Origin of the sequence: Siculibacillus lacustris, from assembly GCF_004328075.1 — a bacterium.
GTDB lineage: Bacteria > Pseudomonadota > Alphaproteobacteria > Rhizobiales > Ancalomicrobiaceae > Siculibacillus > Siculibacillus lacustris.
Map to the genome: position 1 here is coordinate 72295 of NZ_SJFN01000003.1, position 16062 is coordinate 88356.

A 16062-nucleotide genomic window follows, 5' to 3' on the forward strand; every position below is an offset into this window, starting at 1 on the left:
GGGGGGCTCCTTCAGTGACGACGGTTGGCGGCGAGTTCGTCGCCGAACCGCCATTCGAGGAAGGTTTTCAGGACCAGGGTGATCAGCGCCAGCCCGGCCAGGATCGAGGCCATCGCGAAGGCGCCGACGAAGTCGTATTCGTTGTAGAGGATCTCGACCTGCAGCGGCATGGTGTTGGTCAGGCCGCGGATGTGGCCGGAGACCACCGACACCGCCCCGAACTCGCCCATGGCGCGGGCGTTGCAGAGCAGCACGCCATAGAGCAGGCCCCATTTGATGTTGGGCAGGGTCACCCGGCGGAAGATCGTCCAGCCGGAGGCGCCGAGCGTCAGTGCCGCCTCTTCGTCGGCCGCGCCCTGCGCTTCCATCAGCGGGATCAACTCGCGGGCGACGAAGGGGAAGGTGACGAAGATCGTCGCCAGCACCAGGCCGGGGACGGCGAAGATCACCTTGAGCCCATGGGCGGCGAGGAACGGCCCGAACAGGCCTTGCGCGCCGAACAGCAGCACGAAGACCAGACCCGAGACCACCGGCGACACCGAGAACGGCAGATCGATCAGGGTGATCAGGAGGCTCTTGCCGGGAAAGTCGAACTTGGTGATCGCCCAGGAGGCGGCGACGCCGAACACCAGGTTGGCGGGCACCGAGATCACCGCGACCAGCAGGGTCAACTGGATCGAGGCGAGCGCATCGGGATCGCCGAAGCTCTTGAAATAGGCCCAGATTCCCTTGCGCAGGCCTTCGGTGAAGACCCCGGCGATCGGCAGCACCAGGACCAGGGCGAGGAACAGGCCGGCGATCGCCACCAGGGTCCAGCGCGCCACGACGGTCTCGCCGATCGGCGGCGGCACGGGCAGGGCGCGCGGGCGCGGCGGATCGAGCGGGAAGGTCTGATCGGTCGCCATCTCACGATCTCCGGTTGGCGTGGGCCTGGATCAGATTGATCACCAGGAGCAGCGAGAAGGAGATGGCGAGCATGACGCAGGCGATGCCGGTGGCGCCGACCCAGTCGAACTCCTCGAGTTTGATGACGATCAGCAGCGGCGCGATCTCGGTCAGATAGGGCATGTTGCCGGCGATGAAGACGATCGAGCCGTATTCGCCGACGCCGCGGGCGAAGGCCAGGGTGAAGCCGGTGAGGATCGACGGGACCAGGGGCGGGAGCAGCACCCGGAACACCGTGGTCAGCCGCGAGGCGCCGAGGGTGGCGGCCGCCTCCTCGACCTCGCGATCGAGATCGGCGAGCAGCGGCTGGACGGTGCGCACCACGAAGGGCAGCCCGACGAAGATCAGCGCCACCACCACGCCGAGGCGGGTATAGGCGACCTCGATGCCGAGGGGGGCGAGGAGGCCGCCGATCCAGCCGGTCTTGGCGAACAGGGCGGCCAGCGTGATGCCGGCCACCGCGGTCGGCAGGGCGAAGGGCAGATCGACGGCGGCGTCGATCAGGGCGCGGCCGGGGAAGCGGTAGCGGGTCAGCACCCAGGCGACCAGCACCCCGAAGACGGCGTTGACCAGCGCGGCGATCAGGGCGGCGCCGAAGGACAGTTCGAGGGCGGCCTGGACGCGAGCGTCCTGCAGCAGCTTGACGAAACCGCCGAAGCCGAGACCGGAGGCCTTGACCGCCAGGGCGACCAGCGGGAACAGCACGATCAGCGACAGCCAGACCACGGTCCAGCCCATCGCCAGACCGAAACCGGGCAACACGCCGTGGACGAGGCGACGGCGTCCTGCGCCTCCCCGCCCGCTGCTCGTGGCGATGCTCATGTCCGCTCCTCGTCGATGCCGTCGCGTCGGCCCGACGCGGTCGCCGGCCAGTCTCGCCCTTTTCCCGCCGAGGGAGAAGGGAAGCCGCCGCGCCGCGCCGCCGTCACGCCCCGCTCGGTCATCACTTCGGCTTGTAGAGCTGGTCGAAGGTGCCGCCGTCGCCGAAGTGGAAGGGCTGCGCCTTGGCCCAGCCGCCGAACACCGGATCGTCGATGGTCACCAGTTCGAGCTTGGGGAAGCGGTCGAGCAGCGCCTTGTCGACGCCGGCCGGTTCGGCCGGGCGATAGTGGTGCTTGGCGGCGAGCGTCTGGCCGGCCTTGGAATAGAGGAAGGCGAGATAGGCTTCGGCCTGTTTGCGCGTGCCCTTGGTGTCGACGTTGCCGTCGACCAGCGACACCGGCGGTTCGGCGAGGATCGAATAGGGCGGCACGACGATGTCGAACTTGTCGGCGCCGAATTCGTCGAACACCAGGTAAGCCTCGTTCTCCCAGGCGAGCAGCACGTCGCCCAAGCCGCGCTGGGCGAAGGTGGTGGTGGCGCCGCGGGCGCCGGTGTCGAGGACCGGCACATGCTTGAACAGGTCGGCGATATAGGCGCGGATCTTGGCGTCGTCGCCCTTGTATTCCTTGGCCGCCCAGGCCCAGGCGCCGAGGTAGTTCCAGCGTGCTCCGCCCGAGGTCTTGGGGTTCGGTGTGATCACCTCGACACCGGGCTTGATCAGATCGTCCCAGTTCTTGATACCCTTGGGATTGCCCTTCTTGACCAGGAACAGGATGGTCGAGGTGTAGGGCGAAGAATTGTGGGCGAGGCGCTTCTGCCAGTCGGCGGGGATCTTCTTGGTCTCGCGGGCGATGGCGTCGATGTCGGCGGCCAGCGCCAGGGTCACCACGTCGGCGTCGAGACCGTCGATCACCGAGCGCGCCTGCTTGCCCGAGCCGCCGTGCGAGGCCCGGATCACCACGGTCTCGCCGGTCGCGGCCTTCCACTCGGCGGCGAAGGCCTGATTGACGTCCTTGTAGAACTCGCGGGTCGGATCGTAGCTGACGTTGAGCAGAGCGGTATCGGCGCGGGCCAGCAGGGTCGTGCCGAGGATCGCGCCGAAGGCACCGGCGACCAGAGCGACGTCGCGCAGGCGGACGAACAGGGCCCGGCGCCCGGGACGGGCAGGGGCGGACGGGCGGGCGGCGGCCGACGGGGTCGACGTCATGACGGGCAAGCTCCTTGCTGGGTCGGTCAGTGGGCTTAACCTATAGAAACCATCGACTGGGTCCATTCCATAGTTTGTCGCGTCCGGGAAGTCGATACTCGAGAATGGCGTCGCGGAGGAACGCCTTACTCCCGGAAGCGGTCGGAGGCCGCTCGAACGATGAGTTCGTTGCGCGCGCGGCGGTCGCGCGGAACGCCGGCGAAGCCGCCCGGGGCGGTTGGGCGCAAGTTGCGCGACTTCGCCGGCGACTCTTCGTCACAGGTAGACGCGACCCGGAATGCGGCATCCGACGAAATGAAATTGCGCGCGAGCCCGACAATTTGGATGCGCCTGCCCCGGCGCGCGCCACCGCCGGTCTCTATGATGGCCCGATCGCTCGTCCGCGCTCGCCACCGCCCTCGCAACGCCTTCGGAGGAACCGCCTTGGTCCGAACCGTCCCCCGCCGTGCCCTGATCGCCGCCCTGTCGCTCGCCGTCGTCCTGCCGGGGATCGGCGGACGGGTCGCCGCCGCCGAACCGGTGATCGGGCGGGTCGGCACCATTCCGGTGATCGGGGCGGCGCCGATCTTCGTCGCCGACCGCGAGGGGCGGCTGGAGAAGGCCGGGCTGAAGCTCACCTACACCACCTTCGAATCCGGCCCCAACGCCATCCAGGCGCTGGCCTCGGGCACCATCGACATCTATGTCGCCGGCGTCGCGCCGCTCGCCGTGGCGCGCTCCAAGGGCATCGACATCCGGGTGGTGGCGGCGACCGCGGTGGCCGAGAACGTGTTCGTGGCCGGGCCGAAGCTCGCCGCCGAGTTCCGCGCGGGGGTGGCACCGGCCGCGGCTTTCGCCGCCTTCCGCAAGGCGACCGGCAAGGCGGCGCGGCTCGCCACCCAGCCGGCCGGCTCGGTGCCCAACACCACGCTGCAGCATTGGCTGTGGAAGGTCGCGGCGGTCGCCAAGGACGACGTCGAGGTGGTGCCGCTCGGCATCGACGCGACTCAGCAGGCGCTGCTCGCCGGCGCCGTCGACGGAGCGATCGTGCGCGAACCGGCGCTGACCATCGTGCGCGACCGCAATCCGGGCGTGAAGCTGATCGCCACCGGCGACGAATTGTTCCCCGGCCAGCCGGGAACCGTGGTGGCGGTGACCGGCGCCTTCCTGGAGAAAAACCCGCAAGCCGTGCAGACTCTGGTCGCGGGGCTGGTCGAGGCCGGCCGGCTGCTGACCGAGACCCCCGACGCGGCGGTGCCGTGGGTCGGCGCGGCGCTCGGCAAGGGCCTGGTCGATCCGGCGCTGATCGCCGCGGCGCTGAAGTCGCCGGCGACCCGGTTCCAGATCGATCCGCGGGCGATCGTCGCGCCGGCCCGGGCGATGCAGGCCTATCAGGTCGAACTCGGCTCGCTCGACAAGGAACTGCCCTTCGACGGGTTGTTCGAACCGCGCTTCTTCGAAGCGGTGAAGAAGTGAGCTCGTCGCCGCGGCTGCGCGGCGTCGCGCTGGCGGCGATCGGTCTCGTCGCCTTTCTCGCCCTGTGGGAAGCGGTGCCGCGGCTCGGGCTGGTCAATCCGGCGATGCTGCCGGGACCGAGCGCCGTGCCGGTGGCCTTCCTCAAGGAACTGCGCGCCGGCGTGTGGCCGGCGGCGGTGGCCTCCAGCCTCGGCCACTATGCCCTCGGGCTGGCGGTCGGCGCGGTGCTCGGGGTGGCGCTCGGCGTCGCCTGCGGGCTGTTGCCGGTGGTCGACGCCCTGACCTCCGGCGTGGTGCGGCTGCTCCGGCCGATCCCCGGCCTCGCCTGGGTGCCCTTCGCGATCATCTGGTTCGGCGTCGACCTGCGCGCCGCGGTGTTCATCATCGCCACGGGGGTGTTCTGGATCGTGTTCTTCGCGGCGCACGGCGCGGTGCGCGGGGTCGACCGCGATCTGATCGAGGTGGCGCAGGCCTTCGGCTATCGCTCGGCCTGGGCGCGGCTCGGCAAGATCGTGTTGCCGGCGGCCTCGCCGGGCATCCTGGTCGGACTCCGGACCGCCCTCGGTCAGGCCTGGATGGCGGTGGTGGCGGCCGAACTGTTCGGCGTGCCGGGGCTCGGGCAGCGCATGATGCAGGCCTCGAGCCTGCTCGCGACCGACGTGGTGGTGGTCTACATGCTGACCATGGCGGCGCTCTACGGCCTGTTCGACAGCGGTTTCGTGGCCCTGCAGGGATGGATGCTCAGATGGCGGGGGTGAACGGGACCGGCTCCGGCCCGGCGGCGATCGAGACCGGCCGGGATCGTGCGGCGATCGAGATCGCCGGGCTGACCCTCGCCTTCGGGCAGGACGAGAACCGCGTGACGGTGCTCGACCGACTCGATCTCACCGTCGCGGTGGGCGAGTTCGTGGCGGTGGTCGGTCCCTCCGGGGTCGGCAAGTCGACGCTGCTCAGGGTGATCGCCGGGCTCGCCCGGGCCGATGCCGGGGAGGTACGGGTCGCGGCGCGCGCCGACGGCGGGCCGCCGGTGGCGATGGTGTTCCAGGACGCGCGGTTGCTGCCGTGGCGACGGGTGATCGACAACGTCGCCTTCGGGCTCGAGCGGCTGCGGCTGCCGGCTGCGGAGCGGCGGCGGCGGGCGGCGGCGGCGCTCGATCTGGTCGGGCTCTCGACATTGGCAGCCCGCTGGCCGCGCGAATTGTCGGGCGGTCAGCGCCAGCGGGTGGCGCTCGCCCGGGCGCTGGCGGTCGAGCCGGACATCCTGCTGATGGACGAGCCGTTCTCGGCGCTCGACGCGGTCACCCGCGAGGGTCTGCAGGCGGAGCTGATCCGGATCCGCGCGGCGACCGGCAAGACCGTGGTGTTCGTCACCCACGACATCGAAGAGGCGACCTTCCTCGCCGATCGGGTGGTGGTGCTGGCCGGGTCGCCCGGTCGCATATCGGTCGAACGCCGGATCGACGAGCCGCATCCGCGCGTCCGCCGCAGTCGCGACCGCGCCGCGACCAACGACGCGTTGCGCTCCGATCTGGTCTCGGACGGCGAGGCGATCTGAGCGGCGCGAGTGTCGCGCCGCCGCACGTCGACGATCCTAGCGGCGGGTGTCCCGCCGCGTGGCGCCGCGTCACGGCATGAACTGGCCGCCGTCGACCTCGAGGATCTGGCCGGTGACGTAGCCGCTCGCCGCGTTGGAGGCGAGGTAGAGGAAGGTGCCGGCGCAGTCCTCGGCGCGGCCGAGCCGGCCCATCGGGATGCCGGCGGCGATCTTGGCCTTGGCCTCGGCATCCTTCTCGGCGTGGAAGGCGGTGTCGATGGTGCCCGGCGACAGGGTGTTGAAGCGGATGCGGTCGCGGCCGTGGGCATTGACCCAATTCTTCTGGACGTTGTGCAGCCAGGCCTTGGCGGCGCCGTAGAGGCCGCCGCCGGGACCGCCGCCGCGCCAACCGGCGATCGAGCCGACCAGGATCACGCCGGCCGGCTGGCCGCTGGCTTCCGCCGAGGCGGCGAGATGCGGCAACGCCGCCTTGGTCATCATCGTCGCCGAGCGGGCGTTGAGATCGATCACCGCGGCGAAGAAGGCGTCGTCGACCTCGTCGAGCGGCTTGCGGGCGACGAGGCCGCCGGCGTTGTTGATCAGCACGTCGAGGCCGCCGAAACGGGCGACGAACTCGGCGACCAGACGGCCGCAGGCGGCGGTGTCGGTGACGTCGGCTGTGAAGAAGGCGGCCTCGCCGCCGGCGGCGCGCATCGCCGCGAGGCGGGCGTCGAGGTCGGCGGGGGCGGTGCGCGCCGCCAGCCCGACCCGGGCACCCTGGGCGGCGAAGGCTTCCGCCGCGGCCAGGCCGATGCCGCGGCTGGCGCCGGTGATCAGGACGCGGCGGCCGCGCAGATCGTCGAACAAGGCCATGGGATGACACTCCTCGGGGCGCGGCCGTCGGAGGACGGCGCGGGCGCAGGCCCGACCTTCGGGGCGGGCGGTGGGACGACCTTCGTCTAGATCCGCGCCGGGTAGGGGTCAAGCGCACGCCGCCGATCGCCGCCGCCGGAGTGATCGCCCGAGGGTACGTTCGTTCCTTCGCGAACGACGGTCCGGCAGCGGCGCAACGAAGATGTCGTCTGCGCAAGGATCGGGCGAAGATGGTTCCGAAACCGGCACGATCTGCGAAACATTCGACCTCGACGCCGCGCGGGCTCGGGCGCAGGATCGCCGGACCTCGAACGCCGCCGCCGGCGTGGACCCGACACCCGTCGGCGCCGCGGTGCGTCGCGTGACGCCTTCATTCGGAGATTTTCGACATCATGCAGCGGACGAGCGGAGCGCGGCGAGACGCGGCGACGGCCTGGGCAACGGCATCGGCGCCGCGCCGCGCGGATCGGACCCCCTCGACCGGAGCGGTCCGATGAGCGGCGACGCAGCCGCCGGCGGCGCCACGATCCCGGATTTTCCGCCGTCGCTGTGGGCGGCGGTGACGCCGCCGCGGGCGGTCACCACGTCGCTCGCCGGCGAGGTGCGCGCCGACGTGGCGGTGATCGGCGCCGGCTTCACCGGGCTGACCACGGCGCTGCGCCTCGCCGAGCGCGGCCGGTCGGTGGTGATCGTCGAAGCGGCGGCGGTCGGTTGGGGCGCCTCGGGGCGCAACAACGGTCAGGTCATCCCGACCATGACCGGGGCCGAGCCCGACGCCATGGCGCGACGCTTCGGCGCGGTCGGCGAACGCTTCGCGCAGCTCGTCGCCGACAGCGCGCAAGGCCTGTTCGATCTGATCCGCGAGAAGGGCATCGCCTGTGAGGCGGTGCAGAACGGTTGGTTCCAGCCGGCGCATTCGCCCGGCCGGGTGAAATTGTCGGCGATGCGGGTCGAGGCCTGGGCGCGACGTGGCGCGCCGGTGCGGCTCCTCGACAAGGCCGAGACCGCGACGCTGATCGGCTCGACCGACTGGTACGGCGGCATGCTCAATGCCTCGGGCGGCCACGTCAATCCGCTGGCGTTGGCCCGCGGGCTCGCCGATGCGGCGGTGGCGGCCGGCGCCCGTCTCTACGAGGCGACGCCGGCGACCGGGATCGAACGCACGTCCGCCGGTTGGGTGGTCACGACGCCGCAGGGTCGGGTGATCGTCGATCAGGTGATGCTCGCCTCGAACGGCTACACCGATGCCTTCGTGCCCGATCTCCAGCCGCGCATCGCCCATTCGCTGGTGCCGGTGACCTCGTGGCAGATGGCGACCGCGCCACAGCCCGAAGCGATCCGCGCGACGGTTCTGCCCGGTCGGCAGGCGCTGTCCGACACCCACGGCGATCTGCGCTTCTTCCGCTGGGACGCGCGCGGGCGGCTGGTCACCGGCGGGGCGCTGATGGTCCCCTTCGACGGCGCGGCGCGGCTGCAGAAGCTGGTCGGCGAGCGCCTTGCGAAGATCTTCCCGCAGATGGGCGTGCCGACCTTCGACTACGTGTGGAACGGCCGCATCGGCATGACCGCCGATCGCATGCCGCGCTTCCATGCTGTCGCGCCGGGGCTGTGGGCGTGGTGCGCCTGCAACGGCCGCGGCGTCGCCCTGTCGGTGGCGCTCGGGCAGGTGTTCGCCGACGCGATCGCCGGCACGGCGCCGGCCGATCTGGCGGTGCCGTTGACCGCGGTGCGGCCTTTGCCGTTCCATGGCATCGGCACTCGGGTGGCGCCCCTGATGCTCGGCTGGTACCGCTTCAAGGACAGCCGCGAACTCGCCTGACCGTTCAACCGACTTCCCATCGACGAAGGACCCGTGATCCCATGTCCGAGACCACCGACGCCGGCCGTTTGGTTCCGATCGAATGGCTGCAGGGCGCCTTCACCATGCGGGCGGCGGCCTACGCCAACATGTTCGACGTGCTGCGCGAGGCCTTCGGCACCGAGCGCGCGGTCGAACTGGTCGGCGAGGCGACGCGGCGGATGGGCGTGACCATGGGGGCGAAGTTCGCCGACCTCGGTCCGGCCAATCTCGCCGGCCTCAAGGATCGCTTCCTCGGCGGCATTCCGGCCGGCGAGGTGATCTTCCAGCCGGAAATCCGGCAATGCGACGATGAGCGCCTGGAGATCAAGTTCCACCGCTGTCCGCTCAAGGAAGCGTGGCAGGCGATGGGGCGCTCCGACGAAGATCTCGAGCTCCTGTGCAAGGCCGGCGGCGCCATCGACGGTGGCCTGTTCAAGGCGGCGGGCTTCGTCTTCAAGGGCGAGACCTGGAAGCCCGGCGACGAGGGCTGTTGCCGGCTGATCGTCGAGCCCGGAGCACCGGCCTGAGCGGCGCTCCGCCTTCGGAACACCCGCATTCGTCGATCCCCGACCGATCCCTACGCCTTCGGCCGTGCGCGGCCTCGCCAGGAGACCCTACCCATGACCCTCATCCGTCGGACGTTCATCGGCCTCGCGCTGGCCGCCCCCGTCCTCTTCGTCGCCTCGGCCGACGCCGCCGATGCGATCCGCCTCGGCTACCAGCTGCCGCTGACCGGCAACACCGCCCAGTACGGCCAGGACTTCAAGACCGCCGCCGAGATCGCCCTCGACCGCTTCAACGCCTCGGGCCGACTGCCGGTCAAGGTCGAGATCGTCTATGAGGACAGCCGCTCGGACGCCAAGGAAGGCGTGGCGATCGCCCGCAAGTTCGTCGACGACGAGAAGATCGTCGGCGTGCTCGGCGACTTCACCTCGGGCGTGTCGATCGCCGCGGCCCAGGTCTACAAGGAGGCCGGCATGCCGCAGCTGTCGCAGACGGCGTCGCATCCCGACTTCACCAAGATCTCGGAATGGCAGTTCCGCAACATCACCACCCAGGCCGGCGAAGGTCCCTACAACGCCAACTGGATCCTGTCGAAGGGCTACAAGAAGGTCGCGGTGATCGCCGAGCAGACCGATTGGGGCCAGAGCGTCGTCCAGTATTTCGCCGCCGAACTCGCCGCCAAGGGCGGCACGGTGGTGTTCACCGAGTTCTTCAATCGCGGCCTGCCCGACTTCCGCGCGCTGATCACCAAGATCCAGCGCGACAAGCCCGATGCCATCTACACCGGCTTCTTCTACGAGGACGGGGCCAATTTCCTCAAGCAGGCCAAGCAGCTCGGCGTCACCACGCCGATCTTCTCGACGTCCGCCGCCCACAATCAGAAGATCGTCGAACTGGCCGGCGCCGATGCCGAAGGCCTGAGCCTGACCACCAACTTCCTGCCCAACAGCCCGCGCCCCGAGGTCAAGAACTTCGTCGACGCCTGGGTCAAGGCGCGCGGCGCCGAGCCGGGCCAGTTCCCGGCGCAGGCCTTCGACGCGGTCAACATCATGCTCGACGCGGTGGTGAAGACCTACCCGAAGACCACCCGCGCCTCGGTGCGCGAGGCGCTCGCCGCCACCAAGGACTTCCCCGGCGTGACCGGGCTGACCACCTTCGACGCCAATCGCGAGCCGCAGAAGCAGCTCTCCAAGGCGCGGGTGATCGGCGGCCAGTTCACCGCGGTCAGCGAGTGAGAGGGTTCGATCGGCCGGGGGGCGACGCCCGGCCGATCGCGCCACGACGACGTCCGGGGGCGTGAAGGGGCAGACGGTGTTCGATCCCTATTATCTGCAGCAATTGGCGATCGGTCTGTCGCAAGGGGTGATCTATGCCCTGATGGCGATCGGCTTCACGCTGATCTTCGGCGTGCTCAACGTCGTCAACTTCGCTCACGGCGAGATCTACACGCTCGGCGCCTTCGTCGGGCTCTTGGTAATCACTGCGCTCGCGCCGCCGCTGCTCGTGGTGGTACTGGTGGTGGCGGCGGTCGGAGCGGCCTTCGGCGTCGGGCTGGAGCGGATCGCCTTCAAGCCGTTCCGCCGCTTCTCCGACGAGGCCTCGCTGAAGTCGCGGGCGATGCGCGAATCGACGCTGATGTCGTCGCTCGCGGTGTCGATCGTGGCGCGCGAGGGCCTCGAACTGGCCTTCGGCTCGCAGATGCAGACCCTGCCTTTCGATCAGTTGATCAACAAACCGATCGCGCTGGGGCCGATCACCATCGTCACCGGCGACGTGATCATCTTCGCCGTCGCCGCGGTGATGCTGATCGGCCTGCAGTGGCTGCTCACCCGCACCCGAGTGGGGCTGGCCATCCGCGCCGTCTCGGCCAATCCGCTCGGGGCCAAATACGTCGGGATCGACACCGACCGGACGATCATCCTGACCTTCGCCATCGGCTCGATGATGGGGGCGGCGGCGGGCGTGCTGGTCGGGCTCTATTACGGGGCGATCTTCCCGGCGATGGGCTTCGTGCCGGGGATCAAGGCCTTCGTGGCGATGGTGATGGGCGGGCTGTCGTCGATTCCGGGCGCGGTGATCTGCGCGCTGCTGCTGGGGCTGTCGGAAGGCCTCGCCACCACCTTCATCTCCTCGAACTGGGCCGACATGGTCGCCTACGGCTTCCTGATCGTCACCCTGATCTTCTTCCCGCAGGGACTCTTCGGAGCGGGGAGGGAACGTGTCTGAGATCCGCCGCCTGATCCGTCCGGTGCCGATTCTCCTCGCGCTGGTGATCTTCGTCGCCGTGCCGCTCGGGCTCGCCCAGTTCGGCAAGGGCTATTTCTTCCAGATCGCCAATCTGGTGCTGATCTTCGCGCTGCTCGCTGCGTCGCTGCATCTGGTCGCCGGCGTCGCCGGGCTGCTGCACCTCGGCCACGCCGCCTTCTACGGCATCGGCGCCTATGTCGCGGCGCTGCTCGGCACCGAACTGAAGCTCGGCTTCCTGTGGGGCCTGCCGGCCGGGGGGCTCGCCGCGGCGGTGTTGGCGCTGATCGTGGCGCTGCCGACCATGCGGCTGGTGTCGATCTATTTCGCGGTGGCGACCCTGGCGATCGGCCAGATGATCCACACCGTGCTGCTCAACTGGGTGAGCCTCACCAAGGGGCCGAACGGCGTGCTGCTGTTCTCGGGCATCAAGCTGTTCGGCTGGGCGGCCAAGACGCCGGTGGCGATCTATTTCGTTGTGGCGGTGGTGGTCGCGGCGTCGATCTTCGCCATCCACCGGCTCGGGCATTCCTATTACGGCAATGCGCTGCGGTCGCTGCGCGAGGACGACCAGTGCGCCGACGCCATGGGCATCGATACGGTGCGGCTGAAGATCGAGGTGTTCACGCTGTCGGCCTTCTTCGCCGGCATCGCCGGGGCGCTGTGGGCCTATACCACCGGCTACGTCTCGCCGACCGATTTCAACTTCTCCAACTCGATCCTGGTGCTGGCGATGGTGGTGGTCGGCGGGCTCGGGTCGCTGCCCGGCGCGATCATCGGGGCCTTCCTGCTGATCCTGCTGCCCGAAGTGCTGCGCGGCTTCGGCGACGTGCGCAACGTGCTGGTCGGCCTCGTCATGTTCTTCTCGATCCTGTTCCTGCCGAAGGGCCTGTTCGGCGAAGTCTCGGCGCTGACCTTCGTGCGCCGCCATTTCGGCCGGAGTCAAAATCGCGTCCCGGGCGGGGAGGTCGGCTGGTGAGCGCGCTGATCGAGATCGACCATCTCACCCGACGGTTCGGCGGCCTGTTGGCGGTCGACGACGTCTCGACGGCGGTGGCGCCCGGCGAATTGGTCGGGCTGATCGGCCCGAACGGCGCCGGCAAGACCACGCTGTTCAACCTGATCTCCGGCTTCACGCCGCCGACCAGCGGCACGGTGCGCTTCAAGGGCGAGGCGATCCGCGGGCTCAAACCCCATCAGATCGCCGGCCGCGGTCTCTCCCGCACCTTCCAGAACCTGCGGATCTTCCCCAACATGTCGGTGTTCGACAACGTCTCGGTCGGCGCAGTCGGGGCGATGGGCCAGTCGGCCCTCGGGGCGGTGTTCGGCGGACGGCGACGGTCGGATGCGATCACCGCGCGGACCTTCGAGGCGCTCGAGCGCGTCGGGCTGACCGCGCAGGCCCACGAGTTGGCGGCGAACCTCTCCTATGGGCGGCGGAAATATCTGGAGATCGCCCGCGCCCTGGCGATGAAGCCGGATCTGCTGATCCTCGACGAACCGGCGGCCGGGCTCGACGATTCCGAGACCGCCGAGCTCGCCCGCTTCATCCGCACCCTCAACGGCGAGGGCCTGGCGATCATGCTGGTCGAGCACGACATGAACCTGGTCATGGGGATCTGTTCGCGGGTGGTGGTGCTGGCCTCGGGCCGCAAGATCGCCGATGCGGCGCCGGCCGAGGTGCGCGCCGATCCGGCGGTACTCGAAGCCTATCTGGGGGTCGAGGCATGAACCTGCTCGAGGTGCGCGGCGTCACCGTGACCATGGGCGTGCAGGAGATTCTGCACGGCGTCGACCTCGACGTGCCGGCGAACGGCATCGTCGCGGTGCTCGGCTCGAACGGCGTCGGCAAGACCACATTGATGCGGACCATCTCCGGGGTCTATCGCGCCAAGTCCGGGACCATCCGGCTGGCCGGCGAGGACATCACGGGATTGAAGAGCCACGCCATCGTGGCGCGCGGCCTGTCCCAGGCGCCGGAAGGGCGGCAGATCTTCGCGCCGATGTCGGTGCGCGAGAATCTGGTGATCGGCGGCGGTCGCCACGGGCTCGCCGAGCTCGACCGGGTGCTGGCGCTGTTCCCCAAGCTCGGCGAGAGGATGGGCCAGATCGCCGGCTCGCTGTCGGGCGGCGAGCAGCAGATGCTGTGCATCGCCCGCGCCCTGATGGCCAAGCCGAAGATCCTGCTGCTCGACGAGCCGTCGCTGGGGCTTGCCCCGAAGCTGGTCAAGACCATCTTCGATCTGGTCGCGGCGATCCGCGCCGAGGGGATCTCGATCCTGATCGTCGAGCAGAACGCCCGCGCCGCGCTGCGCATCGCCGACCGCGCGGCGGTGATGGAGGGCGGCCGCATCGGCCTCGAGGGTCCGGCGGCGACCATCGCCGAAGATCCGCGGGTGGTCGAAGCCTATCTCGGCGGCCATGGGACGGCCGCCTGACGCCAACCTGGGAGACGACCGTGGTGCAGCCGATCATCGAACGCCGCCGGATCGAAGCGGAAATCCTCAAACACGTCTACGACGTGCTGAGCGCCGGCCACGGCGAAGCGGTGGCGAAGGCGACGATCGACGCGGCGGTGTCGCGTTCGGCGGTGGCGCAAGGGGCGAAGTTCCGCGCCGAGCTCGGCCGTGACCCGGATCTCGCCGATTTCGCGGCGATCCTGCCGGCGTGGACCGCCAACGACGCGCTGGTGATCGAGGTGCACGAGGCGACTCCCGAGACCCTGTCGTTCGACGTCACCCGCTGCCGCTATGCCGAGATGTATCGCGACATGGGGCTCGGGGCGATCGGGCATCTGTTGTCGTGCAATCGTGACGGCGAATTCTGCACCGGCTACAATCCGGCGATGAAGCTCGAGCGCAGCGAGACGCTGATGCAGGGTGGCAAGCGCTGCGACTTCCGCTATCGGATGGAACCGACGGGCTGAGGGGTGGCAATCCTGCGATTTCCGGCGCGGTGGGACCGCGACGAGCAGCGGTCCGGACGCCGCGACGATCACCGATGCCGTTGGATCGACGAGCCTTTCCGCACCGTCCTCTCCCCCCTCGAGGGGGAGAGACAGAGAGGGGGGCAGGGCTTCTCCACTGCGACGACATCGAGGGACACGACCGCCGAGCCCCCCTCCCTGTCCCTCCCCCTCGAGGGGGGAGGGGACGAAGTGGATGGGGTGATCGGACCTCGAAGAGCCAACGCGCGGCAACGGCCGAGCCGTGATGATCCGAAGGTCATCGCCACAGGGTCCTCTCCCCCCTCGAGGGGGAGAGACAGGGAGGGGGGGGCAGGGCTTCTCCACTGCGACGACATCGAGGAACACGACGGCCGAGCCCCCCCTCCCTGTCCCTCCCCCTCGAGGGGGGAGGGGACGACATCACCGACCTCGGACCAGAACACGCCGGGGTGACGATCCCTTCCCCAACCCTCTTCGCCGCCGACCACCCAGCCACCCTTCCGGAGCCGCCATGACCGACACCTCGCCGACGCTCACCCCGAACGAGATCGAAGACGCCGTGGCCTGGCGCCATGCGCTCCATGCGGCGCCGGAACTGGCCTTCGAGGAACACGCCACCGCCGCCTTCGTCGCCGAGCGGCTGGCGTCGTTCGGGCTGGCGGTGCGAACCGGGATCGGCGGGACGGGCGTGGTCGGGACGCTGACCCGCGGCACGTCGCGACGGGCGATCGGGCTCAGGGCCGACATGGATGCGCTGCCGATCCAGGAGGCGACCGGCCTCGCCTACGCGTCCGGCGTGCCGGGCAAGATGCACGCCTGCGGCCACGACGGCCACACCGCGACCCTGCTCGCCGCGGCGCGGCGGCTGGCGCGCGATCCGGATCTCGACGGCACCGTCCATTTCGTGTTCCAGCCGGCCGAGGAGAACGAGGGCGGTGCCGAGCGGATGGTCACCGACGGGTTGTTCCGCGACTTTCCGGTCGAGGCGATCTTCGGCCTGCACAATTGGCCGGCGCTGCCGGTCGGGCAGGCGGGGCTCACCCTCGGCCCGATGATGGCGGCGTTCGGTGTCTTCGACATCACCGTGACCGGGCGCGGCGCGCACGGGGCGATGCCGCATCAGGGCGCCGATCCGGTCGCCGCCGCCTTCCAGATCGGTTCGGCGCTGCAGACCATCGTCGCCCGCAACGTCTCGCCGGTCGAGACCGCGGTGGTGTCGGTGACCACGGTGCACGGCGGCGACGCCTGGAACGTGATCCCCGACACCTGCCGGCTGACCGGGACGATCCGCTGGTTCGCCCCCGCCGTCGGCGATCTGATCGAGACGCGGATGCGGGCCATCGTCGGCGGGATCGCCGCGGCGATGGACTGCTCGGCGGAGATCCGCATCGAGCGGCGCTATCCGGCGACGATCAACGACGCAGCGGAAGCGCGCTTCGTCCAGGACGTGGTGCGCGGATTGGGATCGAGCCTGACCCTCGCCGAGGATCTGCAGCCGAGCATGGGGGCGGAGGACTTCGCCTTCATGCTGGCCGAACGGCCCGGCGCCTATGTGTGGATCGGCGCGGCGCGCGACGGCGCCAATCCGGGCCTGCATTCGCCGCGCTACGACTTCAACGATGCGGCGCTGCCGCTCGGCGCGGCGCTGTGGACGGCGCTGGCCAAGCGGCGGCTGGCGGCGTGAAGTCGCC

At 70.0% G+C, this 16062-nt stretch carries 16 protein-coding genes; 12 read left to right on the forward strand and 4 right to left on the reverse strand.

Going from position 1 to position 16062, the window contains the following annotated elements:
- Positions 1–11: 11 nt before the first annotated feature.
- From cysW to EYW49_RS02900, 3 genes are all read right to left on the reverse strand, one after another.
- On the reverse strand, positions 12–905 hold the full coding sequence (cysW, locus tag EYW49_RS02890) for a sulfate ABC transporter permease subunit CysW (RefSeq protein ID WP_131305874.1): 894 nt from the start codon (positions 903–905) through the stop codon (positions 12–14).
- Position 906: 1 nt separating this feature from the next.
- Positions 907–1767: a sulfate ABC transporter permease subunit CysT gene (gene cysT, locus EYW49_RS02895; protein ID WP_131305877.1), complete on the reverse strand. Its 861-nt coding sequence runs from the start codon at positions 1765–1767 to the stop codon at positions 907–909.
- Between the two features lie 121 nt (positions 1768–1888).
- Positions 1889–2974, reverse strand: coding sequence for a sulfate ABC transporter substrate-binding protein (locus EYW49_RS02900; RefSeq protein ID WP_131305880.1), 1086 nt, complete (start codon positions 2972–2974; stop codon positions 1889–1891).
- A 450-nt stretch (positions 2975–3424) separates the two neighbouring features.
- Here EYW49_RS02900 and EYW49_RS02905 point away from each other — a divergent pair, with 450 nt between their 5' ends.
- Genes EYW49_RS02905 through EYW49_RS02915 form a run of 3 tightly spaced genes read left to right on the forward strand, consistent with a single transcriptional unit; the run spans position 3425 to position 5984 of the window.
- Positions 3425–4429 (forward strand): ABC transporter substrate-binding protein, encoded by a 1005-nt coding sequence (locus EYW49_RS02905; protein WP_407695457.1) that lies wholly within the window; start codon positions 3425–3427, stop codon positions 4427–4429.
- A complete protein-coding gene (locus tag EYW49_RS02910) occupies positions 4426–5187 on the forward strand; it encodes an ABC transporter permease (protein ID WP_228259432.1) in 762 nt (253 codons plus the stop codon). The genes EYW49_RS02905 and EYW49_RS02910 overlap by 4 nt, the downstream gene beginning before the upstream one ends.
- Positions 5175–5984, forward strand: coding sequence for an ABC transporter ATP-binding protein (locus tag EYW49_RS02915; protein WP_131305886.1), 810 nt, complete (start codon positions 5175–5177; stop codon positions 5982–5984). The genes EYW49_RS02910 and EYW49_RS02915 overlap by 13 nt, the downstream gene beginning before the upstream one ends.
- A 69-nt stretch (positions 5985–6053) precedes the next feature.
- Here the strand turns inward: EYW49_RS02915 and EYW49_RS02920 are convergent, their stop codons facing one another.
- Entirely contained in the window at positions 6054–6836 is a 783-nt protein-coding gene (locus EYW49_RS02920) for an SDR family NAD(P)-dependent oxidoreductase (RefSeq protein ID WP_206365366.1), read from the reverse strand.
- 493 nt (positions 6837–7329) lie between these two features.
- Here EYW49_RS02920 and EYW49_RS02925 point away from each other — a divergent pair, with 493 nt between their 5' ends.
- The 9 genes from EYW49_RS02925 (at position 7330) to EYW49_RS02965 (ending at position 16055) form a co-directional block, all read left to right on the forward strand.
- Complete coding sequence (locus EYW49_RS02925; RefSeq protein ID WP_131305889.1) at positions 7330–8655, forward strand: NAD(P)/FAD-dependent oxidoreductase; 1326 nt, start codon at positions 7330–7332, stop codon at positions 8653–8655.
- A 41-nt stretch (positions 8656–8696) separates the two neighbouring features.
- Complete coding sequence (locus tag EYW49_RS02930) at positions 8697–9203, forward strand: L-2-amino-thiazoline-4-carboxylic acid hydrolase (RefSeq protein ID WP_131305892.1); 507 nt, start codon at positions 8697–8699, stop codon at positions 9201–9203.
- A 93-nt stretch (positions 9204–9296) separates the two neighbouring features.
- A complete protein-coding gene (locus EYW49_RS02935) occupies positions 9297–10415 on the forward strand; it encodes an ABC transporter substrate-binding protein (RefSeq protein WP_131305895.1) in 1119 nt (372 codons plus the stop codon).
- Positions 10416–10476: 61 nt separating this feature from the next.
- Complete coding sequence (locus EYW49_RS02940; RefSeq protein WP_228259434.1) at positions 10477–11406, forward strand: branched-chain amino acid ABC transporter permease; 930 nt, start codon at positions 10477–10479, stop codon at positions 11404–11406.
- Entirely contained in the window at positions 11399–12403 is a 1005-nt protein-coding gene (locus EYW49_RS02945; RefSeq protein ID WP_228259441.1) for a branched-chain amino acid ABC transporter permease, read from the forward strand. The genes EYW49_RS02940 and EYW49_RS02945 overlap by 8 nt, the downstream gene beginning before the upstream one ends.
- Entirely contained in the window at positions 12400–13155 is a 756-nt protein-coding gene (locus EYW49_RS02950) for an ABC transporter ATP-binding protein (RefSeq protein WP_131305898.1), read from the forward strand. The genes EYW49_RS02945 and EYW49_RS02950 overlap by 4 nt, the downstream gene beginning before the upstream one ends.
- Positions 13152–13862: an ABC transporter ATP-binding protein gene (locus EYW49_RS02955; RefSeq protein WP_131305901.1), complete on the forward strand. Its 711-nt coding sequence runs from the start codon at positions 13152–13154 to the stop codon at positions 13860–13862. Before EYW49_RS02950 ends, EYW49_RS02955 begins: the two co-directional genes overlap by 4 nt.
- A gap of 20 nt (positions 13863–13882) precedes the next feature.
- A complete protein-coding gene (locus tag EYW49_RS02960; protein ID WP_131305904.1) occupies positions 13883–14350 on the forward strand; it encodes an L-2-amino-thiazoline-4-carboxylic acid hydrolase in 468 nt (155 codons plus the stop codon).
- Between the two features lie 532 nt (positions 14351–14882).
- On the forward strand, positions 14883–16055 hold the full coding sequence (locus EYW49_RS02965) for a M20 aminoacylase family protein (RefSeq protein ID WP_131305907.1): 1173 nt from the start codon (positions 14883–14885) through the stop codon (positions 16053–16055).
- Positions 16056–16062 lie beyond the last annotated feature (7 nt).